Source organism: Streptomyces sp. BHT-5-2, assembly GCF_019774615.1.
Classification (GTDB): Bacteria; Actinomycetota; Actinomycetes; order Streptomycetales; family Streptomycetaceae; genus Streptomyces.
On record NZ_CP081496.1, the window covers coordinates 2,326,752 to 2,346,495 of the forward strand.

The window sequence follows — 19,744 nt, forward strand, 5'->3', positions numbered from 1 at the left end:
GTCATGCGCACCAAGGGGATGGCCATGTCCGCACGCGCCCGGTTCGTAGCAACTTCGACCATCACCCCCGTAGTCGGCTATCGACTTCCGGCCGACGTGCGCAGCGTCGGGTGGGCTCGTAGGGAGCTGCGGCGGCAGCTGCGCGCATGGCGCGTCGGGGGTGAAGTCGCCGCGAACGCCGAGCTGTTGGTGTCCGAGCTGGTCACCAACGCGGTGCGGGCGCACGCCGCGTGGGCCGTCCCCGCGCCCGCGATCGGAGTCCGGTTCACGCTGTCGGGCGACCGGCTGCGGCTGGAGGTGCGCGACGTGAGTGACGGGGTGCCAGTGATCAACGAGGCGAAGGGGAATGGGGAGGTATCGGAATGTGGTCGTGGGTTGATGCTCGTGAACGCCTTGGCAAGTGGCTGGGGCGTGGAGTGGGGCGTCACCGGAAAGGTGGTGTGGGCGGAGCTGATGCCGCCCGCCCCGGGGACGTCGTGAGCGTCATGGGGGAAGTGGCCGTCTATCGAGCGGAGTTGGTCGTCCATCGGCCGTCCGGGGCGGCGATCGACCTCGGGGGCGTGGTGTCGTACTCGCCGCGCCGGGCGGCGCGATGGGTGCGGACGCGTGCCGAGCAGGTCGCGCAGCAGTTAGGGGTGCCGGACGGCGCGGGGGCGTGGGGCTGGCTCGGCGAGCGGGGCGACTTCGACCGGGCGGTGGCGGCGCTGGTGGCCGGAACTCCCGTCGCGCTGACCGTCGTTGACGCCGAAGGGTGCGCGTACGCGCTCGTGGCCCGGCCCGGCGGCCGGGGCGTCGGCGCGTTCGGGAGCGGCACGCCGCGGGGGCGGGAGGCGACGTGGCTGGCGGCGTGAGGCGCCCGGACGGGGCGGGAGGGGTGCACCGGCCGCAGGCGGGGGCGGCCTCGCCGGGAATCCGGGCCGCACCGGGGATCTGGTGCGAGCGGACGGTGTACCGGTCCGTGCACGCGGACGAGGTGGAGTCCTGGACGTTCCTCGCGATCGGCACCCCGCTGCGGGCCGTGGGGGCGATCGTCGCGGACGCCCGGAGACTGGCCGCCGGGCTGCCGGGGCGGGCGCGCGAACGGGCGTTGCGCGGGGTGGCCGCCGAGGAACGGGTGGCGGCGGTGGCCGCGCTGCACCGGGGCGAGCCCTGCGGACTGGCGCTGAGCTGCGCCGGAACGTGGGTCGAGTGGTCGGCGACGCCGGTGCTCTTCCTGCCCGTCCTGCCTGTCCTGCCCGTCGGGCCGGCCCCGCGGTGATCGCTCGGGCGCGGGTCGGGGACACCCCGGAGCCCGATCTCCCCCATCGCGGATACTGGCAGGGCAAGGCTCCCCCGCAGTAGAGGACACCGCCCCATGAAGCTCAGCCGTCCCGTCTCCTGGTTCCTGCTCGCCTTCGGCGCCTGGTCCTGGGTGGTGTGGGTCACCTTCGTCAAGAACCTGATCAAGGACGCGAGCGGTCTGGCCTTCGACCACGGGAACCCCACCGCGTACTTCTGGATCCATCTCGCCCTCGCCATCACCTCGTTCCTCCTGGGCACCGCCATCGGCGTCCTCGGCTTCCGGGGCCTTCGCGCACTGCGCCGTGAGGCGGCACGGGGCGCGGCGGCGGAGAGCTGAGGGGGACGCGCCCGACGCCCTTGCCGCCGGGCGGCCCCCGTCGCGGGACGGGAGCCGCTGCGGGAGGGCCGTGAGCTATCACCGCCCCGAGAAGGCGCGCGACCGTCAGTGGCTCACTTGCTCTCGCCGCCGCTGGGCTGCGGAGCCGGATCGCGGGGCGCCTCCGGAGGCATGGGCCCGCCGTCGTGCTTCCCGCCGTCGTTCTCGGCGACGACCTCCAGATCCCGTGGGTGCCGGAACGGGATGCCGGGCCAGCCTTCGGCGTCGCGTGGACGCGTATCCATCGTCTCGACCGCCGCACTGCTCATCTTTCGACTTCCTTTCATGTCGATCCAGCCGGGGTTGCCTGGCCATGGCCGTCACCTTGGGCACGTGCCGGTGTGCCGGTAGATCACCACGGGCGACTCTGAGGCGCGTTCGATCTGACCTCGGAGAGTTAGCTCGAACGTCCGGATCGGCTCCGCGCAAACGGAGCACCGCTGCCCCTTGGGCGCGTAGGTGGGGTACTCCCAATTTCCCTCAGATGTTTCCGAGCTGCTGGCTATTTCTTGTGCCTCCCCAGTTGTTCCGTGAGGCATCAATGGTCCTGCATCAGTGAAGGAAGCGACTGCTTTATTCGCGTTGTTGAATAAAGATCACTGGCGGAATGACCACGCCCACGTGGTCAACAGCTGTCGGGCTTCGTCATCGTAGACGGCATGTGCCGCATAGCTGGCGAATCGGTCGAGGAGTGAACGGATGTCTTTGGGGTCTCGGAAAACGGCAGCCCCGAGATCCGTCTCGATCGTCGCCAGACGGTCGTCGTAAACAGTGAACGTACTCAGCGGCGTGTTGCTGAATCTCACACCCATCGGAAGAATGCCGAGCCGGATGTTCGACTGCAGGGTCAGTGAGGCCAGTCGGTCAATCTGGAGTGCCATGGCGTCCGGCGAAACTAATGGGTACCTGATTGCCTGCTCAGTGAGGAGAAAAGCAAAGCGCTTGGAGTGATCGAGTAGGGCGGCCTGGCGTTCAAGCTTCATGCTGACGGTCTTGGCCTGTTGTGTCGGCGGGGCATGTGTGATGCTTTCCCGGATGTAATCCGGCGTTGCCAGCAAGCCTGTGGCCATGGACAGCATGAAATATCGGAAGTCTGTGGTGACCGCCTCCAGGCCGGCCAGCTCCAGTTGCTTCTTGTCCAGCCCTTTTCGGTGCAGGGCCTTGCGGTCCTGCCATTCCGTCTGAGCTATTCGAGCGATGGCCAGGGCCTCGGCCGCGACGGCGGGGGAGACGCTCAGCCCGCGCAGGATCTGCTCCACGTCCACCAGCGACGGGCGGAGCTTTCCCCCCTCGATACGACTGATCTTGGACTGGGACATATGGCAACGTGCAGCAAGCCGGACTCCCGAGAGTCCGGCTTGCCTGCGGAGCTGCCTGAGCATGGCCGCCAGCTCCAGACCGGACCGGCCAAGCCGGTCAGGCTCGATGGCCACCGTTCACGTACTCCTCGAAGGGGACCGCCTCAGCCATCGCGATGCGCTGATATTCGATAAACGGGGACACGTCGCCTTCGAATACCTCACGATTGATCTGCCGGCCATCCTCCGCATAGTTCATGAACACGACTTCTGTGTGGTCGAACATCCAGAAATCCTGGACTCCCGCCAGGGGATTGGGGCGATCGGTCACGTCGAGAATGCGAATGTCGTCCCCTGCCTGGGAATGCGCCTGATAGTAGCGAGCGAACTCGAATTGAAGGTAGTCGGAGAGCGGCCGCGTTACGATATGTACCCGGCCGTTGCGCTTCCCCGCCGCCCGCTGACGTGAGACGCGTTCCGTGTATGAGGACGCTGTGTACGCGTCCAGCGTTTTCCCCTCGCGGAATGCCGCGAAAGCTTCGGCCTCCTGCGGTACGAGGTACTGCGGGAGCGTCTCAAGCCGCCATGCCTCTCGTTTGATCTCTGCGAACCGACGTCGCCACTCTTCACCATCCAAGAGCACGCACGGCCTCCCTCAGCACCTCTTCCGGAATCTCTACCAGGGCCTCACCGGGCGGCGGTGCGAATGCCTCCGAAATTCCTCCCTGCATGATGAGTGTCCCGTTTTCTGCCCGGTAGACATTCGGACAGTCCTCGCCACCGCAGGTGCCGTTGCCGTTGCCGGTGAGCCGGGTCAGTTCCTCACGTGGCATGCCGAAACCCCCTCGCTTCTGGCCCTGGTGGGCCAACTGGCCACGACCGTAGGCGGCTCAGCCCCGCGCGTCCATGCGATCACGTTCCTTATGCGCGTCTTGGCATAAACCCGGCCGGGATGCGGTGCGGCACGCCGTCGACCGACGCGGCGCGGTCAGGAGCCCCGCACGTCAACCCCACTGGACGGCGTGCGGGCTGCCGGTGGAAGTGATTCACGTCCCGGACGGGTGGTTTGTGGATCCGTGGGGGGCCGGGGTCCGTCTTGGGGGCTGTGGAACATCTGCCCGCACCGGCCGACGGCCGGCGTTCCGGACGGTGGCGTGCTCGGACGTCGGGGCGGGGATGGACCATCGGGCGGGCGCGGTGACGGGAACGGAGTCCATGTCTTCGCGGCCCCTCGACAGGAACGGTTACGGGGGCTCTGACCTGCTCTTTTGCCTGGTCCTGACGTTGTGTTGGTGAGTTGTTTGGGAAAGGTGGACCAGATGCGTCAGCTCCCCCGTAAGGCGGGCGGGAACCAGGACGCGGGGCGAGGGAGCGGCACGCATCCCCGGCCGGACGGCGAGGGCGGCTCCATCCGGCCGTTCGGAGGGGCACTCTTCCGTGGGGCACGTTCAAAGAGGCGGTCGCGGGCGGGTACGTTCACGGACGTGCCGACGACCTTGAGTGCCTCCGCGTCCCCGTCCGCCGTTCGAACCGTTGCCGCGCTGGCGTCCTCCGTGGTGCTGGCGTCGCCGCTGCTGGCCGGCACCGCGCACGCCGCCCCCGTGGACGGCGGTCAGCCGCCCAAGGCCCCCGTGCCGCCCGCGAAGATGTCGCAGGTCGGCGGCGAGCAGCTGGGCCGGCCCGGCGTCCAGGTGCAGCTCCGGCCGGGCGCGCCCGAGCTGCCCAAGGAGCTGACCGGCCGCTCGTGGATCATCTCGGACGCCGAGACCGGCGATGTGCTGGCCGCGAAGAACCCGCACTGGCAGCTGGCGCCGGCCAGCACGCTGAAGATGCTGTTCGCCGACACCGTGCTGCCGAAGTTCCCCAAGACCACGAAGTACACGGTCAAGTCGGCCGACCTGGCGGGCATGGGCGTCGGCAGCAGCCTCGTCGGGATAAAGGAGAACCTCACCTACACCGTCCACGACCTGTGGCTGGGGGTGTTCCTGCGGTCCGGCAACGACGCGGTGCACACGCTCTCCGCGATGAACGGCGGCACGGAGGCCACCGTCAAGCAGATGCAGCAGCGGGCGGTGCAGCTGAACGCCACCGACACCCACGTGATCACGCCGGACGGCTACGACGCGCCGGGGCAGGTGTCCAGCGCGTACGACCTGAGCCTGTTCGCGCGGGCCGGGCTGCAGAACGCGGACTTCCGGGAGTACTGCTCCACGGCGAGCGCGCAGTTCCCGGGCGACATGGGCAAGGACGGCAAGCGCGCCACCTTCGGCATCCAGAACACCAACCGGCTGCTCAGCGGCGACTACGACATCAAGCCCTACCCGGGCATCGCGGGCGTGAAGAACGGCTCCACCACCAACGCCGGGTCCACCTTCACCGGGTTCGCCCAGCACGGCGACCGCAAGCTGCTGGTCACCGTGATGAACCCGGAGAAGAAGCAGCACAACGAGGCGTACCGGGAGGCGGCCAAGCTCTTCGACTGGGGCTTCGCGGCGGACGGCAAGGTGACGCCGGTCGGCAAGCTGGTCGACCCGAAGGGCTCGGGCAAGGACCACGGCGCCGACGCGAAGAACGGCGACCCGCAGGCCGAGGCCGGGCTGGACTCCGGCAGCTGGGGCGGACCGTGGACGATCGCCGGGATCGGCGGCGGAGCGGTGGCGCTGATCGCCGCGGTGGCTTGGTTCGTCCGCAGGCGGCGTCCGCAGCCGGAGGCCGGTGCCGGGACCGGGCAGGAGCCTGGGCACCGGGGTGGCTCCGGGGGGCGTCGGCGGAAGTGAGCGGGGGAGCGGGCGACACGGCGAGAACGTGACCGGGGGCCGGCCCGCCGCTTTGCTGGTGGGCCGGCCCCGTCCGCTCGGAACCGTCACGCCGTGGCGGCGGGCTCCGTGTCCGGCCGCCGGCCGGTTCCGTCCGGTCGCTGCCCGGCCCCCTCGGCGGCCGTCCAGGACGCGCAGAAGACCAGCAGTTTCGCGGTGAAGTTGATCCACAGCAGCAGCGCGATCGGGGTGCCGAACGCCCCGTACATGCTGCGCCCGGCGACGCCCTGGAGATAGCTGCTGATCAGCAGCTTCAGCGCCTCGAAGCCGACCGCGCCGACCAGTGAGGCGACGACCAGGGCGCGCCGCGACGGGTGCGCGCCGGCGAGCTTGGTCAGGACGTAGGCCAGCATCAGGAAGTCGGCGAGCACCGCGATGCAGAAGCCGGCGACGGTGAGCAGGACGCTGACCGCGCCGCCCCGGGGCAGGCCGATCGCGTCCACCGCCCGGCCGACCGCCGCGGAGGCGAACGCCGAGCAGCCCACCGAGACCACCGCGACCGCGCCCAGGCCGAGCAGCAGCCCGCCGTCGCGGACCTTGCCGAGCAGGAAGTTGGTCTTCTCGTCGGGCAGTTCCCAGACCGCCCGCAGGCAGTCGCGCAGGGACTGCACCCAGCCGATGCCGGTGAGCAGCAGGGCGGCACCGGCGATCAGCCCGACGGTGCCGGCGTTGTCGACCAGCCCGGTCAGATTGAGCTGGTTCGAGATGCCGGGGACCTGCTCGGCGAGCTTGGCCTCCAGCGTGTGCAGCCGGTCCGCGCCGATCGTGGCGGCGACGATCGCGGCGGCGACGGTCAGCAGCGGGAAGAGCGCGATGAAGCTGGTGAAGGTGATGGCCGCGGCCAGCCGGGTCCAGTGGACCCGCAGCATCCGCTCGTAGCTGCGCCACAGGTGGGTGGCGAGCAGCCGCTCGACGAGGGGCGCGAGGCGCGGTCCGACGACCGGAAGCCCGGGGATCCAGGCGAGGGGGCTGCTTTCGGCGCCCTCGACCGGGGCGCGGTCCTGGGCCTTGTCCTTGTCCTCGTCCTGGTCCTGGTCCTGGCCGGCGCTCGCGTCGTACTCGTCGTGCTTGCTGTGCGCGTCGTGCTCGCCGTGCTGGTCGTGCTCGCTGTGCTCGTCGCTCTCGTCCGGGCCCTCGTCGCTGCCCTGGCCCGAGTGCCGCCCGCCGTTCATCCCCGTACCGCCTCCCGTGCCGGCTGTTCCGGCTGATGATCCGGAACACTAGCCTCCGGCTACCCCGGTGACCGGCGGCCATCCGACGCACCGGGCAGGCGCGTGACGGCGGAGGCGGCCGGGCGGCGGCTCAGCGGGCGGCGACTCAGTGGAACGTGGCCGGGGGCCGGGACAGCTCGGCGGGCTCACTGCCCTGCCGGGGCACCGGCACCGCGCCCCCGCCGGCCCCGAACGGGTACTCCCGCTCCAGCCGCCAGACCTCGTCGTCGCCCTTCTCGTAGAGCGCGAAGCCGGCGATCGTCCAGGTGGCGGAGAAGCCCGCCAGCTCCGCCTGGGCGCGGTCCATGGCGGCCTCGTCGATGCCGTGCGCGATCGTCACATGAGGGTGGTACGGGAACTGCAGCTCGCGGGCGCACGGCCCGGACGCGGCACGGACCCGCTCCTGTAGGAGCGTGCAGCCGCGGGCGCCCTCGACGACCTTGACGAAGACCACCGGCGAGAGCGGCCGGAAGGTGTCGGTGCCCTCCAGCCGCAGCGGAAACGGCCGGGAGCCGGCGGCGACCTCGGCGAGATGGCGCTCGATGCCGGGCAGCGCGCCGGTGTCCACCTCCGTCGGCGGGAGGAGGGTGATGTGGGTGGGGATGCCGCGGGCGGCCGGATCCCCGAAGCCCTCGCGCTTCCGCTGGAGGAAGCGGCCGTGCGGCTCCGGGACCGCGAGCGAAACGCCGAGCGTTACGGTCCCCACTGCGTTCTCCCTCCTGACATGTACCCTGACATGTGCCCTGACGTGCTGCGCTGCGTGTGCCTTGACGTGCTGTCCTGACGTACCGCCCTGACGTGCCGTCCCGACGTGTGCGTGCGCGCCGCGGGGGCGGGCACCCTTCCCAGTGTGCCGGGGACGGACCCGGACGGGCACGTCCCCGGGCCTGCGCGGACGGTCAGCGCTTGGCGGGCAGGAACCCGATCCGGTCGTAGGTGGTGGCCAGGGTCTCGGCCGCCACCGCGCGGGCCTTCTCGGCGCCCTTGGCCAGGATCGTGTCCAGCGTCTCGGGGTCGTCGAGGTATTCCTGCGTACGGGTCCGGAACGGGGTGACGAAGTCGACCATCACCTCGGCCAGGTCCGTCTTGAGCGCGCCGTACATCTTGCCCTCGTAGGAGCGCTCCAGCGAGGGGATGTCCTGGCCGGTGAGGGTGGACAGGATGGTGAGGAGGTTGCTGACGCCGGGCTTGGCCTCGCGGTCGAAGCGGATGACCGTGTCGGTGTCCGTCACGGCGCTCTTGATCTTCTTCGCGGTGACCTTGGGCTCGTCGAGGAGGTCGATGATGCCCTTCGGCGAGGACGCCGACTTGCTCATCTTGATCGACGGGTCCTGAAGATCGAAGATCTTCGCCGTCTCCTTGACGATGTACGGGTTCGGGACGGTGAAGGTGTCGCCGAAGCGGGTGTTGAAGCGGTCCGCGAGGTCGCGGGTCAGCTCCAGGTGCTGGCGCTGGTCCTCGCCGACGGGGACCTGGTCGGCCTGGTAGAGGAGGATGTCGGCGACCATCAGGACGGGGTAGGTGAACAGGCCGACCGTCGTACGGTCCGTGCCCTGCTTCGCCGACTTGTCCTTGAACTGCGTCATCCGGGACGCCTCACCGAAGCCGGTGACGCAGTTCATGACCCAGCTCAGCTGGGCGTGCTCGGGGACGTGGCTCTGCACGAAGAGCGTGCAGCGCTCCGGGTCGAGGCCGGCCGCCAGCAGCTGGGCGGCGGCGATCCGGGTGTTGCGGCGCAGCTCCGCGGGGTCCTGCGGGACGGTGATCGCGTGCAGGTCGACGACCATGTAGAAGGCGTCGTGCGACTCCTGAAGGGCCACCCACTGGCGCACCGCACCGAGGTAGTTGCCGAGGTGGAAGGAGCCGGCGGTGGGCTGGATACCGGAGAGCACCCGAGGATGCTGCATGGCGGAGCCACTCCCCTTGGGGCGGTGGTGGGCGACGGGCGGGCGTTCGAGAGCCATGGCAGCCATTCTCTCAGGTCCGCGGGAGGCCCGGGCGTGGAGGCCCGCAAGGGGTGGCCGAACACATCCCGTAGGGGATGAGCGGGCCCCCTGCGGGGCCATAACGTGAGGGGGGTTGGGGGTGTTCCCGGGGTCACGCCACGAGGCGCCCCGCCGCCTCAGCCGTTCACAGGTCAGTCGTGCACAGGGAGGCCCGGCGCCGGGTAGGCGGTCATGAGGTCCGTGACCTCCTGGCGGATCGTCGTCAGGGAGTCCTCGTCGCCGGTGGACGCGGCCCGGACGCCGCGGTCGATCCACTCCGCGACCTTCGGCATCTCCGCCGTCCCCAGGCCCCGCGACGTCAGCGACGGGGTGCCGATCCGGATGCCGGACGGGTCGAACGGCTTGCGGGGGTCGAACGGCACGGTGTTGTAGTTCACCACGATCCCGGCCCGGTCCAGGGCCTTGGCCGCGACCTTGCCGGGCACCTCCTTCGACGTCAGGTCGATCAGCACCAGGTGGTTGTCGGTGCCGCCGGAGACCAGGTCGAAGCCGCGCGCCAGCAGCGCCTCGGCGAGCGCCTTGGCATTGGCGACGACGGCGTGCGCGTACTCCCGGAAGGACGGCGCCGACGCCTCGCGCAGCGCCACCGCGACGGCGGCCGTGGTGTGGTTGTGCGGGCCGCCCTGCAGGCCGGGGAAGACCGCCTTGTCGATCGCCTTGGCGTGCGCCGCGCGGGACATCAGCATCGCGCCGCGCGGACCGCGCAGCGTCTTGTGGGTGGTCGTCGACACGACGTCGGCGTGCGGTACGGGCGAGGGGTGCGCACCGCCCGCCACCAGGCCCGCGATGTGCGCGATGTCGGCGACCAGCACCGCTTCGACCTCCCGCGCGATCTCGCCGAAGGCCGCGAAGTCGATGGTCCGCGGGACGGCCGTGCCGCCACAGAAGATGATCTTCGGGCGCTCCTTGCGGGCCAGGTCGCGCACCTCGTCGAAGTCGATCCGCCCGGTGTCGGCCCGTACGCCGTACCCCACCCCGTTGAACCACGTGCCGGTCGCCGAGACGCCCCAGCCGTGTGTGAGGTGCCCGCCCATCGGCAGCGACATGCCCAGCACCGTGTCACCGGGGGAGGCGAAGGCGAGGTACGCCGCCAGATTGGCGGGCGAGCCGGAGTACGGCTGCACATTGGCGTGCTCGACACCGAAGAGATCCTTGGCGCGCTCGACGGCCAGGGCCTCCACGACGTCGATGTTCTGCTGGCCCTCGTAGTAGCGGCGGCCCGGGTAGCCCTCGCTGTACTTGTTCTGGAGGACCGTCCCGGTGGCCTCCAGCACGGCGGCGGAGACGTAGTTCTCGCTGGGGATCAGCCGCAGGGTGTCGGCCTGGAGCCGCTCCTCGGCGCCGACCAGCGCGGCGAGTTCGGGGTCGGCGGCGTGCAGGGCGGGATGGGCGGGACGGGTGGGGGAATGGGGCGTCATGGCGTCCTCCGGGGCGATCGAGCGGTGGTCGGTCGTGGTCCCGGGGTGCCCAGGCGGGCGGCACCTCGTAGGCGTGTGGCCGCGCACCGCTTCCTCGGGGTCCGTTCCCCGTACGCCAGTCGCGGCTGCGCACCGGAAGTCTAGGCCCTGCCGTCGAACTCGCGCCCGCCCGGCGGCGGCGTGCGGCCTGCGGGCGCCCGCCCCGGGCGGGACAATGAACGGGCAGGTCGGCACAGCAGTCGGACCCGCGGTCCGGCCCACCGGACGGAGTCACCCGTGACGTCCACGGAAGCGTTCATCGCCGCCGCCGAGGCCCACAGCGCGCACAACTACCACCCGCTCCCCGTGGTCGTGGCCACCGCCGAGGGCGCCTGGATGACCGATGTCACCGGCCGCCGCTATCTGGACCTGCTCGCCGGGTACTCCGCGCTCAACTTCGGCCACCGTCACCCCCGTCTGCTGGCGGCGGCCCGCGCCCAGCTGGAACGGGTCACGCTCACCTCCCGCGCCTTCCACCACGACCGCTACGCCGACTTCTGCACCCAGCTCGCCGACCTGTGCGGGATGGAACTCGTGCTGCCGATGAACACCGGCACGGAGGCCGTGGAGACCGCGATCAAGACGGCCCGGAAATGGGGCTACCGGGTCAAGGGCGTGCCCGACGGACGGGCCGGGATCGTCGTCGCGGAGAACAACTTCCACGGCCGGACCACCACCGTCGTCTCCTTCTCCACCGACCCCGAGGCCCGCGCCGACTTCGGCCCGTACACCCCCGGCTTCACCGTCGTCCCCTATGGCGACCTGGCCGCCCTGGACGCCGCCGTCGACGCCGACACCGTCGCGGTGCTGCTGGAGCCGATCCAGGGCGAGGCCGGGGTCCTGGTGCCGCCGCGCGGCTACCTGGCCGGGGTGCGCGAGCTGACCCGGGCCCGGAACGTGCTCTTCGTCGCGGACGAGATCCAGTCCGGGCTGGGCCGCACCGGGACCACCTTCGCCTGCGAACACGAGGGCGTGGTGCCCGATGTGTACGTCCTCGGCAAGGCGCTGGGCGGCGGGGTGGTGCCGGTGTCCGCGGTGGTGTCGTCCCGCGAGGTGCTGGGCGTCTTCCGGCCCGGCGAGCACGGCTCGACGTTCGGCGGCAACCCGCTGGCCTGCGCGGTCGGCCTGGAGGTCATCGCGATGCTGCGCACCGGCGAGTACCAGCGGCGGGCCGCCGAACTCGGCGACCGCCTGCACCGCTCGCTGGCCCCGATCGTGGGCGGCGGCGCGGTGGACGCGATCCGCGGCCGCGGCCTGTGGGCCGGCGTCGACATCAACCCCTCGCGCGGCGACGGCCGGGCCGTCTCGGAACGGCTGCTGGCGCGCGGTGTGCTGGTCAAGGACACCCACGGCGCGACGATCCGGATCGCGCCGCCGCTGGTGATCGACGAGGAGGAGCTGGACTGGGGGCTGGAGCAACTCCGGGTGGTGCTGGGCGCGTAGCGTCCGCTCCGGGGTGTCGTCCGGGAAGGGGGAGCGTCGCCCGGGGGAGCGCCGTCCGGGGTGCCCTGCGAGAGCGAGTCGCCGGGCCGAGTCCTCGGAGGCGAGCCCCCGAGCCGAGTGCCGGACGGGCACCCCATGGCGAAGCCCCCTGCCCCGGTGCCCCCGCCGCCCCGTACAGTCGGGCCATGCTGCTCGGGATGATCTGCGCGCTCGCGTCCGCGGTCTGCTTCGGTACCGCCTCCGTCTTCCAGGCCGTGGCCGCCCGGGACACCTCGCCCGGCTCCGGCTCCGGCGTCGACGCCCGGCTGCTGCTGCGGGTGCTGACGCAGTGGCGGTATCTGCTCGGGCTGGCGCTGGACGGGCTGGGCTTCCTGCTGGAGCTGGTGGCGCTGCGGACGCTGCCGATCTACACGGTCGGTGCGGCGCTGGCCGCGACCCTCGCGGTGACCGCGGTGGTCGCCGCGCCGGTCCTGGGCGTCCGCCTCCGGCGCGCCGAATGGCTGGCGGTCGGGGTGGTCTGCGGCGGGCTGGCCCTGCTGGCGCTGTCGTCCGGAGCCGAGGGGCACCGGGCCGGCACCCCCGCGCTGCGGATCGGGGTGCTGGTCTTCGCGGTCGCCGTGCTGGCCGCCGGCGCCCTGGCCGGCCGGCTCCCGGACCGCTCCCGCGCCGCCGTGCTCGGCCTCGGCTCGGGCTTCGGCTTCGGGGTCGTCGAGGTCGCGGTGCGGCTGATCGACGGCTTCGGCCCGGCCGACCTGCTCACCAACCCCGCCAGCTACGCGCTGCTGATCGGCGGGGCCGCCGCCTTCCTGCTGCTGACCTCCGCCTTCCAGCGCGGCGCGGTCACCACCGCCACCGCCGGCATGGTGATCGGCGAGACCCTCGGCCCGGCCGTGGTCGGCGTCGTCTGGCTCGGCGACCGCACCCGCGACGGGCTGGCCCCGCTGACCGTCGCCGGTTTCGCACTGGCCGTCGCCGGGGCGCTGGCACTGGCCCGCTTCGGCGAGGCACCGGCGACCGCGGCCCCCGACACGGACACGGGTACGAGCACCGACGCCGACGCCGACGCCGGCACGGACACCGGCACACCGGCGTCCCCGCCCGACTCCACCACGGTGCCCGCCGAACGCCCGTGAACGAAGCCCACCGCACCACACCGTGCCCCGGCCCCGGCCCTCACCCCGCCGGCGGCATCGCCCTCAACAGGGCCTCCAGGACGGCCGAGAACGCGTGGTCCGGCGGACGGCCGTAGGCGATGACCAGCGCGTCGCGGGCGGCCGCCGGGCCCGCCGGATCGGAGAAATCCGCCAGCCCGGTCACCGCCAGGCCCTGCCACAGTGCGGCCTGGGCGATGGACCGCTCGGTGCCGGGCGGCAGTTCCAGCACCGCGTGCAGCCCGGCGGCGATGCCCGAGACGTGTACGTGCGGGGCGTGTTCGGCCAGCGCGGCCACCAGCTGGTCGCGCCGCCGCCGGTAGCGCAGCCGCATCCCGCGCAGATGCCGGTCGTACGCGCCGGAGGAGACGAACTCCGCCAGGGTGAGCTGGTCCAGCGAACCGGACTGCCACTCGCCGGCCGACTTGATCTCCAGCACCCGGTCCATCAGCCGGTCCGGCACCACCATCCAGGCCAGCCGCAGCGCGGGCGCCAGGCTCTTGCTCGCGGTGCCCAGGTAGACGACGTGGTCGGGGTCCAGTCCTTGAAGGGCCCCGACCGGTTGCCGGTCGTATCGGAACTCGCCGTCGTAGTCGTCCTCCAGGACGTAACCGCCGGTGGCGCGCGCCCAGTTGACCGCCGTGGCCCGCCGGTCGGGGTGCAGCGGGACGCCGGTCGGGAACTGGTGGGCGGGGGTCAGCAGGGTCGCCCGCAGGTGGTCCAGGTCGGTCAGCCGGCCGGTGTCCGCGCCGTGCGCGTCGATCGGCAGCGGGACGGTGCCGAGGCCGGCGCGGGCGATGACGGCGCGGTGGAAGGGCAGCCCGTACGCCTCGGTGGCGACCCGGCCGGGGGTGCCGCCGCGGGGTCTCAGCGCCCGGCACAGCACCCCCAGCCCCTGCATGAACCCCGCGCAGACCACGATCCGTTCGGGGTCGGTCCGCACGCCCCGCGCCCGGGCCAGGTAGTCGGCGAGCACCGCGCGCAGTTCGGGGCGGCCGGCCGGAGTGCCGTACCCGAACGCCTCGTTGGGCGCCGCGGTCAGCGCCCGGCGGGCCGCCGCCAGCCAGGCGGTCCGCGGGAAGGAGGAGACGTCCGGGGTGCCGGGGGTGAGGTCGAAGCGCGGGCCGGCGGCGGGGGACGGCGAGCCCGGGGCGTGCCGGGGTGATCGGTCGGCGGCCCGCGGCAGGACCCGTTCGGCGACCTCGGTGCCCGAGCCCTGGCGGGCGCACAGCCAGCCCTCGGCGACCAGCTCCGCGTAGGCGTCGGCGACGGTGTTGCGGGCGATGCCGAGGTCGGTGGCGAGGGAACGGGAGGACGGCAGCCGGGTGCCGGGGACCAGCCGTCCGGACCGCACCGCCTCGCGCAGCGCGGCCATCAGCGAGGCCCGCACCCCGCCCGGCCCGCCGAGGTCGAGGTGCAGGTCCCGGCCGAGATCCCGTCCGAAAGTGGCCCGCGATTTCTCCATGGAAGTGGACCATACCGCTGCGCCACTTGCCGCGTAGCGTCTAGGGCATGACGAACCCGACACCGTCCACAGGACAGCAGGCGCCGGCCGCCGCCGGCCACCGGCACGGCCCCCGGATGCAGTGGGCCGAGCTGGCCCCCGACGTCTACAAGGCCATGATCGGCCTGGACGTGGCGGCCCGTAAGGGACTCGACCCCACCCTGGCCGAGCTGGTCAAGATCCGCGCCTCGCAGATCAACCGGTGCGCCATGTGCCTCCACATGCACATCACCGACGCCCGCAAGGCCGGCGAGACCGAGGAGCGGATCGCCCTCCTCAGCGCCTGGGAGGAGGCCGCCGGCTACTACACCGACCGCGAGCGCGCCGCCCTGGCGCTCACCGAAGCCATCACCGTGCTGACCGACGGCTTCGTCCCGGACGCCGTCTACGAGCAGGCCGCCGCCGTCTTCGACGAGCCCGAACTCGCCCAGCTGATCGCCATGATCACCACCATCAACGCCTGGAACCGCTTCGGCGTGACCACCCGCCGGGCCCCGGGACAGGAGTGAACACGATGACCCACCGCATGACGTTCTGGAGCCGGGTGCCCGCCTTCTTCCAGGCCCAGCTCAAGCTCACCGAGGCCGCCAGGAAGGGCTTCGGCGACCCGGTCCTCGCGGAGCTGGCCGTGCTGCGCGCCTCCCAGCTCAACAAGTGCGCGTTCTGCGTCGACATGCATGTGAAGAACCTCCGCGAGGCCGGTGTCGAGCAGCAGCGGATCGACCTGCTGCCGGCCTGGGAGGAGGCCGGCGACCTCTACTCCGAGCGGGAGCGGGCGGCGCTGGCCTTCACCGAGGCGGTCACCCTGCTGACCGAAGGGTCCGTCCCGGACGCGGTCTACGACCGGGCCGCCGCTCAGTTCACCGAGTCCGAACTCGCCCACCTGCTGGCCGTGATCGTCGCCATCAACAACTGGAACCGCGTCAACGTCACGGTCCGCCAGCCCCCCGGGGCGCAGCTGTGACCGACACCGACACCGGCCCCGCCGCGGCGTTGCGCGCCCTGCACCGCGACCGCCGGCCGGACGACCCGCTGATCCTCCCCACCGTCTGGGACGCCGCCTCCGCCCGGGTCTTCGCCGACGCCGGCTTCCCGGCGCTGGCCACTCCCAGCGCGGGCATCGCCGCGTCCCTGGGATACGCGGACGGCGAGACCCCGGCCGACGAGATGTTCGCGGCGATCGCCCGGATCGTCCGGGCCGTGGACGTGCCGGTGACGGCGGACGTGGAGGCCGGCTACGGGCTGTCCGCCGGGGAACTGGTCGGCCGGCTCGCCGAGGCCGGCGCGGCCGGCTGCAACCTGGAGGACTCCGACCACGCCACCGGCGCCCTGCGCGACCCGCAGGAGCAGGCCGACCGGCTGGCCGCGGTCCGGGCCGAGGCCGGCGACGCGCTGGTGCTCAACGCCCGGATCGACACCTTCCTGCGCGGCGAGGCGAGCCCGGACGCGGCGCTGGTGCGGGCCCGCCACTACGCCGCGGCCGGCGCCGACTGCCTCTACCCGATCCTCGCCCCGCCGGAGCTGCTGCCCGAACTGGCCGCGGCGGCCCCCCTCCCGCTCAACGCCCTGGCCAGGGCCGGCGGCCCGTCCCCGCGCGCACTGGGCGCACGGGGCGCGACCCGGATCACCTTCGGCGGCGGCCTCCACCGCGCCGCGACGACGGCCCTGTCGGCACTGGCGGAGCGCCTGCGGGACGGGTCCGGAATCTGACGTAGCGTCAGAATGCGTCGGCGGTGGTGCTGCCGGGCCCGTGCGGGGCGCACGGGGGCGTTCGCGCCCGGGCCCGCCCGCTCCGCCCGGGCCGGACCCGGACCCCCGGCGCCGTACGGCGCCGCGCCCTACGATGAGCCATGCTCTCCGTAGCCGTAGCCCCCTGGCGGCGTCCTCCGGTGATCCTGCGGAACGCCGACGTGCCGCACTACGCGGCCAGCACGATGAAGGTCGCGGTGCTCGCCGCCGTCCACCGCAGCGGCCTCGACCACGACCACCCGGTCCCCGTCGTCAACGACTTCCCCTCGGCGGCCGTCGGCAGCTACGCCCACGACCGGGCCGAGGACAGCGACCCCGAGCCCTGGCGGCTGCTGGGCGGCACCGCACCGCTCGGCTGGCTCGCCGACCGGATGGTCCGGCACTCCTCCAACCTGGCCACCAGCCTCTGCACGGCCGCGGTCGGCCGGGCGGCGGTCGCCGAGGTGTGGCGGCGGGCCGGGGCGTCGGCCGCGTCCGGCAGCCCGCGCGGCATCGAGGACGCCGCCGCCCGCGCCGCCGGCATCGACAACCGCGTCACCGCCCACGACCTGATCCGGCTGCTGGCCTCCCTCGAACCGGAGGTGCTGGCCCGGCTGGAGCACAACGCGCACGCCGTGGACCTCGCCGCGGGACTGCCGCCCGGCACCCGCCTGGCCGGCAAGAACGGCTGGGTCGACGGGGCGCGGCACAGCGCGGCGGTGGTCCACCCGCCCGACGCACCGCCCTACGTACTGGCCGTCTGCTACACCGGCCCGCTCGCCGACGGCCAGGACACCGGCGACCCCGCGGCCCGCCTGCTGGCCCGCCTCTCGTCCCGCGTCTGGGACTGCCGCCACCGCCTCGCCGAACTTTCCTGACGTAGTGTCAGATCTGTGCGTGGCACGGCGAATTGCCCACTTCGGGACGGCTGGTCCACGCTACGGGCGGCCCCGGAGCGGGTATCAGGAGAACGGACGTACGGGAAGTCCGGCGGGCTTGATAGCTTGGTGCCGAAGGCCCGCGGGGGAACGGGGAGAAGCGGCACATGACCGAGCGGTTCAGGGTCGATCTGGAAGAGCTGGACGTCGTCGTGCGACAGCTGCGCCACCTGCAGCGCGACATGGACGATCCCACCCAGACCGTCAGATACGACACCACCATCCCGGAGTCGGCGTTCGGGAAGGGCTTCCAGGAGGCCGGCCGGCTCGCCGGCGCCCACGACGGCATGCAGACGTACATGGCGGACGTGCTCGGCGCACTACAGGCCCTCATCGGCACCTTCGGCGAGAAGACCGAGGCCAGCCGCGGCGCCTACGAGGACCAGGAGCACGCGGCCCGGCACCCCGGGCACCACTGACGCGACCCCCGCCCGCCCCCGGGCGGGGGTGACGACGGCGAGGACGAGGGAGGGGGACCGGCATGACGGAGACCGGCCGACAGCACGACGGCGCCCAGGAGATGGAGCGCCGACGGACCGAGCAGGAGCGGGCCGAGCTGCTGAAGTCGCTCCGGGGGCACCGGCTGACGCCGCGCTCCCCCTCCGACTTCCAGAAGCACGACCTGCCCACCCTCCGGGCGATGATCGAGCACGCCGGCCCCGAGACGATCGAGACCGCCGGCCGGCACTGGCGGTCCTCCGCCGACCGGCTGGGCGGCGACGACGGCCACGGCGGCATCCGCAAGGCGTTCCAGGACGCCGTGGAGCACGCCTCGGCGCACTGGGAGGGCACCGCGGCCGAGGCGTTCCGCCGGGAGGCCGCCAAGGTGCTGGCGAAGATCGAACGCAGCTACCAGCACGCCCGCAACGTCGAGTCCACGCTGATCGGTTCGCGCGCCTCGGGCCCGGAGGCCGGCGTCGCGCACAACCTCCGCGAGGCGCAGAAGGCGCTGGTCAGGCTGCAGCTCGCCGGAGCCGCCGCGGTGCCGACGGCGGAGGCCGGCGACGACGGCCAGTTCAAGCGGGACATGGCCAACCCCAAGCTCGACACCCGGATGGCACTGGAACTCAACCGCCACTCCCTCCCGCCGGCCAAGCAGTGCCAGATCGAGGCCGTCGTCGTGATGGACGAACTCGCCGCCCACTACGAGGCGCAGGGCAGGCGCCTCAAGGAGGGCACCGGGCCCGGCGCCACGGGGGACTGGCCGATCGCCCCGTCCGGCAGCCCGGCCCCGCCGCCGGTGGACACCGCGGTGACCGGCGGCCCCCGGCCACACCACCCGCCGCCCGCCCAGCGGCCCAACGGCGCGGGCGGCGGCGCGGTACCGGCCGGCTTCGACAGCCCCCGGGCTGCCCGCCCGTCGCCCGACCTCCACCCCCAGGTGACCACCCTGGAGGGCATGGGCGGCGCCACCCTCGCCGCACCGCCCGCCGGCGGCCATGCCGTCGGCGGCACGGCCCCGGCCGCCGGCCCGCCCGGCGGCCCGGCATCCGCCGGCGGGTTCCCGGGCAGCGCCGTCATGGGCGTCATCGGGGTGACCGGCGGCGGAACGCCCGCCGGCGGCGCGTCCGGCAAGGGGCGGGGCGCGGGCGGGTCGCGCCGGAGCACCAGTGGCGCGGCCGGCAGCCCGGACGGCGCCGCCGCCCGCGCCGCCCCGGCGTCCGGCACCCCCGCCGCGCAGGCCCCCCGGCCCCAGGGCCCGACCGGCCCGGCGGGCGGCACCCGGCAGGGCGGCGCCGGACTCCACCGCAGCCGCGGCGGCGCCCGGCCGAGCGCAGCACCGGACCCGGCCACCGCCCAGCCGGGCAGGGCCAAGAGCGAGCAGCCCGACAAGGGCGCCCGGGGCCGCTCCGCGGGCCCGCGGTCCCGCCACCTCGACGAGGACGAGGCCCCGCACCCGCCGCGGCAGATCCCGCCGTCCGTGATCGAGTGAGACCCGGCGGGGGGCGGGGCACCCGAAAATCGGACGACGCGCCCCGCAGCCCGCTGTTAGCGTCCGGAACCATGGAACCGGTCGGTGAGAAACAGATACGCGCGTCCTTCGTGAACTGCTCCAAGGGGGAGGCGAGCCGGCTCCACCTGCCCGCGGGACTGGCCGAACTCCCCTGGGAGCACCTCGACTTCCTGGGCTGGCGCGACCCCGGAGCGCCGGACCGCAGCTATCTGGTCGCCCCGCGGCCCGACGGCCTGATGGGCGTGACCCTGCGGGTGCCGCAGGGCGTGCGGCGCAGCTTCACCAAGACGACGGTCTGCTCGATCTGCCTGACCGGCCACCCGGGCTCCGGCGTCAGCCTGCTCGCCGCCCGTCGCGCCGGCCCCGCGGGCCGGCAGGGCAACACCGTCGGCACCTACCTCTGCGCCGACCTCGCCTGCTCCCTCTACGTCCGCGGCCGCAAGCGCTCCCAGCTCGCCGGCCGCCACGAGGAGACCCTGCCGGAGGCGGACCGGATCGCGCGCACCCTGCGCAATCTGGACGCCTTCCTGGACAAGGTCCTGTCCGGCGAAGGGGCCTGAGGCGGCGGCCCGGAAGCGCCC

Annotated in this window: 23 protein-coding genes; 14 read left to right on the forward strand and 9 right to left on the reverse strand. The window is 72.9% G+C overall.

Annotated features, from left to right (window positions below; all coding sequences use genetic code 11):
* Positions 1-24: 24 nt before the first annotated feature.
* The 4 genes from K2224_RS10305 (at position 25) to K2224_RS10320 (ending at position 1,618) form a co-directional block, all read left to right on the forward strand.
* Entirely contained in the window at positions 25-480 is a 456-nt protein-coding gene (locus K2224_RS10305) for an ATP-binding protein (RefSeq protein ID WP_260692470.1), read from the forward strand.
* Positions 481-485: 5 nt separating this feature from the next.
* Positions 486-851 carry a hypothetical protein gene (locus K2224_RS10310; RefSeq protein WP_260692472.1) on the forward strand — a complete coding sequence of 122 codons (366 nt, stop codon included), beginning with the start codon at positions 486-488 and terminating at the stop codon, positions 849-851.
* A 107-nt stretch (positions 852-958) separates the two neighbouring features.
* Positions 959-1,258 carry a hypothetical protein gene (locus K2224_RS10315; protein ID WP_260692474.1) on the forward strand — a complete coding sequence of 100 codons (300 nt, stop codon included), beginning with the start codon at positions 959-961 and terminating at the stop codon, positions 1,256-1,258.
* 96 nt (positions 1,259-1,354) lie between these two features.
* The gene (locus K2224_RS10320; protein ID WP_221906275.1) at positions 1,355-1,618 is read left to right on the forward strand and encodes an SCO4848 family membrane protein; all 264 of its coding nucleotides are present in this window, start codon (positions 1,355-1,357) and stop codon (positions 1,616-1,618) included.
* Positions 1,619-1,731: 113 nt separating this feature from the next.
* Here the strand turns inward: K2224_RS10320 and K2224_RS10325 are convergent, their stop codons facing one another.
* From K2224_RS10325 to K2224_RS10340, 4 genes are all read right to left on the reverse strand, one after another.
* On the reverse strand, positions 1,732-1,926 hold the full coding sequence (locus tag K2224_RS10325; RefSeq protein ID WP_221906276.1) for a hypothetical protein: 195 nt from the start codon (positions 1,924-1,926) through the stop codon (positions 1,732-1,734).
* Between the two features lie 327 nt (positions 1,927-2,253).
* Positions 2,254-3,090, reverse strand: coding sequence for a Scr1 family TA system antitoxin-like transcriptional regulator (locus tag K2224_RS10330; protein ID WP_221906277.1), 837 nt, complete (start codon positions 3,088-3,090; stop codon positions 2,254-2,256).
* On the reverse strand, positions 3,074-3,598 hold the full coding sequence (locus K2224_RS10335) for a DUF6879 family protein (RefSeq protein ID WP_221906278.1): 525 nt from the start codon (positions 3,596-3,598) through the stop codon (positions 3,074-3,076). The genes K2224_RS10330 and K2224_RS10335 overlap by 17 nt, the downstream gene beginning before the upstream one ends.
* Positions 3,582-3,788, reverse strand: coding sequence for a hypothetical protein (locus K2224_RS10340; protein WP_221906279.1), 207 nt, complete (start codon positions 3,786-3,788; stop codon positions 3,582-3,584). The genes K2224_RS10335 and K2224_RS10340 overlap by 17 nt, the downstream gene beginning before the upstream one ends.
* A gap of 651 nt (positions 3,789-4,439) precedes the next feature.
* On the opposite strand from K2224_RS10340, the gene K2224_RS10345 reads away from it, so the two are divergent.
* Positions 4,440-5,732 carry a D-alanyl-D-alanine carboxypeptidase family protein gene (locus tag K2224_RS10345; protein WP_221906280.1) on the forward strand — a complete coding sequence of 431 codons (1,293 nt, stop codon included), beginning with the start codon at positions 4,440-4,442 and terminating at the stop codon, positions 5,730-5,732.
* An 86-nt stretch (positions 5,733-5,818) separates the two neighbouring features.
* On the opposite strand, the gene K2224_RS10350 is transcribed toward K2224_RS10345, so the two are convergent.
* The 4 genes from K2224_RS10350 to glyA form a co-directional block, all read right to left on the reverse strand.
* Complete coding sequence (locus tag K2224_RS10350; protein ID WP_260692475.1) at positions 5,819-6,943, reverse strand: YihY/virulence factor BrkB family protein; 1,125 nt, start codon at positions 6,941-6,943, stop codon at positions 5,819-5,821.
* 145 nt (positions 6,944-7,088) lie between these two features.
* Complete coding sequence (locus K2224_RS10355; protein WP_221906281.1) at positions 7,089-7,688, reverse strand: 2'-5' RNA ligase family protein; 600 nt, start codon at positions 7,686-7,688, stop codon at positions 7,089-7,091.
* 193 nt (positions 7,689-7,881) lie between these two features.
* Positions 7,882-8,946 (reverse strand): tryptophan--tRNA ligase, encoded by a 1,065-nt coding sequence (gene trpS / locus K2224_RS10360; protein WP_398194531.1) that lies wholly within the window; start codon positions 8,944-8,946, stop codon positions 7,882-7,884.
* 173 nt (positions 8,947-9,119) lie between these two features.
* Positions 9,120-10,406, reverse strand: a complete 1,287-nt coding sequence (gene glyA / locus K2224_RS10365; protein ID WP_221906282.1) for a serine hydroxymethyltransferase — start codon at positions 10,404-10,406, stop codon at positions 9,120-9,122.
* Between the two features lie 276 nt (positions 10,407-10,682).
* On the opposite strand from glyA, the gene rocD reads away from it, so the two are divergent.
* Entirely contained in the window at positions 10,683-11,888 is a 1,206-nt protein-coding gene (rocD, locus tag K2224_RS10370; protein ID WP_221906283.1) for an ornithine--oxo-acid transaminase, read from the forward strand.
* A 185-nt stretch (positions 11,889-12,073) separates the two neighbouring features.
* Positions 12,074-13,021 carry a hypothetical protein gene (locus K2224_RS10375; RefSeq protein WP_221906284.1) on the forward strand — a complete coding sequence of 316 codons (948 nt, stop codon included), beginning with the start codon at positions 12,074-12,076 and terminating at the stop codon, positions 13,019-13,021.
* A 40-nt stretch (positions 13,022-13,061) separates the two neighbouring features.
* On the opposite strand, the gene K2224_RS10380 is transcribed toward K2224_RS10375, so the two are convergent.
* The gene (locus K2224_RS10380; protein ID WP_221906285.1) at positions 13,062-14,504 is read right to left on the reverse strand and encodes a PLP-dependent aminotransferase family protein; all 1,443 of its coding nucleotides are present in this window, start codon (positions 14,502-14,504) and stop codon (positions 13,062-13,064) included.
* A gap of 47 nt (positions 14,505-14,551) precedes the next feature.
* Between K2224_RS10380 and K2224_RS10385 the strand changes: the two genes are divergently transcribed.
* The 7 genes from K2224_RS10385 to K2224_RS10415 all read left to right on the forward strand — a co-directional run bounded on the left by K2224_RS10385 (position 14,552) and on the right by K2224_RS10415 (position 19,723).
* Complete coding sequence (locus K2224_RS10385) at positions 14,552-15,052, forward strand: carboxymuconolactone decarboxylase family protein (RefSeq protein ID WP_221906286.1); 501 nt, start codon at positions 14,552-14,554, stop codon at positions 15,050-15,052.
* Positions 15,053-15,057: 5 nt separating this feature from the next.
* A complete protein-coding gene (locus K2224_RS10390) occupies positions 15,058-15,507 on the forward strand; it encodes a carboxymuconolactone decarboxylase family protein (protein WP_221906287.1) in 450 nt (149 codons plus the stop codon).
* Positions 15,504-16,253, forward strand: coding sequence for an isocitrate lyase/phosphoenolpyruvate mutase family protein (locus K2224_RS10395; RefSeq protein ID WP_221906288.1), 750 nt, complete (start codon positions 15,504-15,506; stop codon positions 16,251-16,253). The genes K2224_RS10390 and K2224_RS10395 overlap by 4 nt, the downstream gene beginning before the upstream one ends.
* Before the next feature lie 140 nt (positions 16,254-16,393).
* Positions 16,394-17,149, forward strand: a complete 756-nt coding sequence (locus K2224_RS10400; protein ID WP_221906289.1) for a serine hydrolase — start codon at positions 16,394-16,396, stop codon at positions 17,147-17,149.
* Positions 17,150-17,316: 167 nt separating this feature from the next.
* Positions 17,317-17,628: a hypothetical protein gene (locus tag K2224_RS10405; RefSeq protein WP_221906290.1), complete on the forward strand. Its 312-nt coding sequence runs from the start codon at positions 17,317-17,319 to the stop codon at positions 17,626-17,628.
* Positions 17,629-17,690: 62 nt separating this feature from the next.
* Positions 17,691-19,142, forward strand: a complete 1,452-nt coding sequence (locus K2224_RS10410; protein ID WP_221906291.1) for a hypothetical protein — start codon at positions 17,691-17,693, stop codon at positions 19,140-19,142.
* Between the two features lie 71 nt (positions 19,143-19,213).
* Positions 19,214-19,723: an FBP domain-containing protein gene (locus tag K2224_RS10415; RefSeq protein ID WP_221906292.1), complete on the forward strand. Its 510-nt coding sequence runs from the start codon at positions 19,214-19,216 to the stop codon at positions 19,721-19,723.
* Positions 19,724-19,744: the final 21 nt, after the last annotated feature.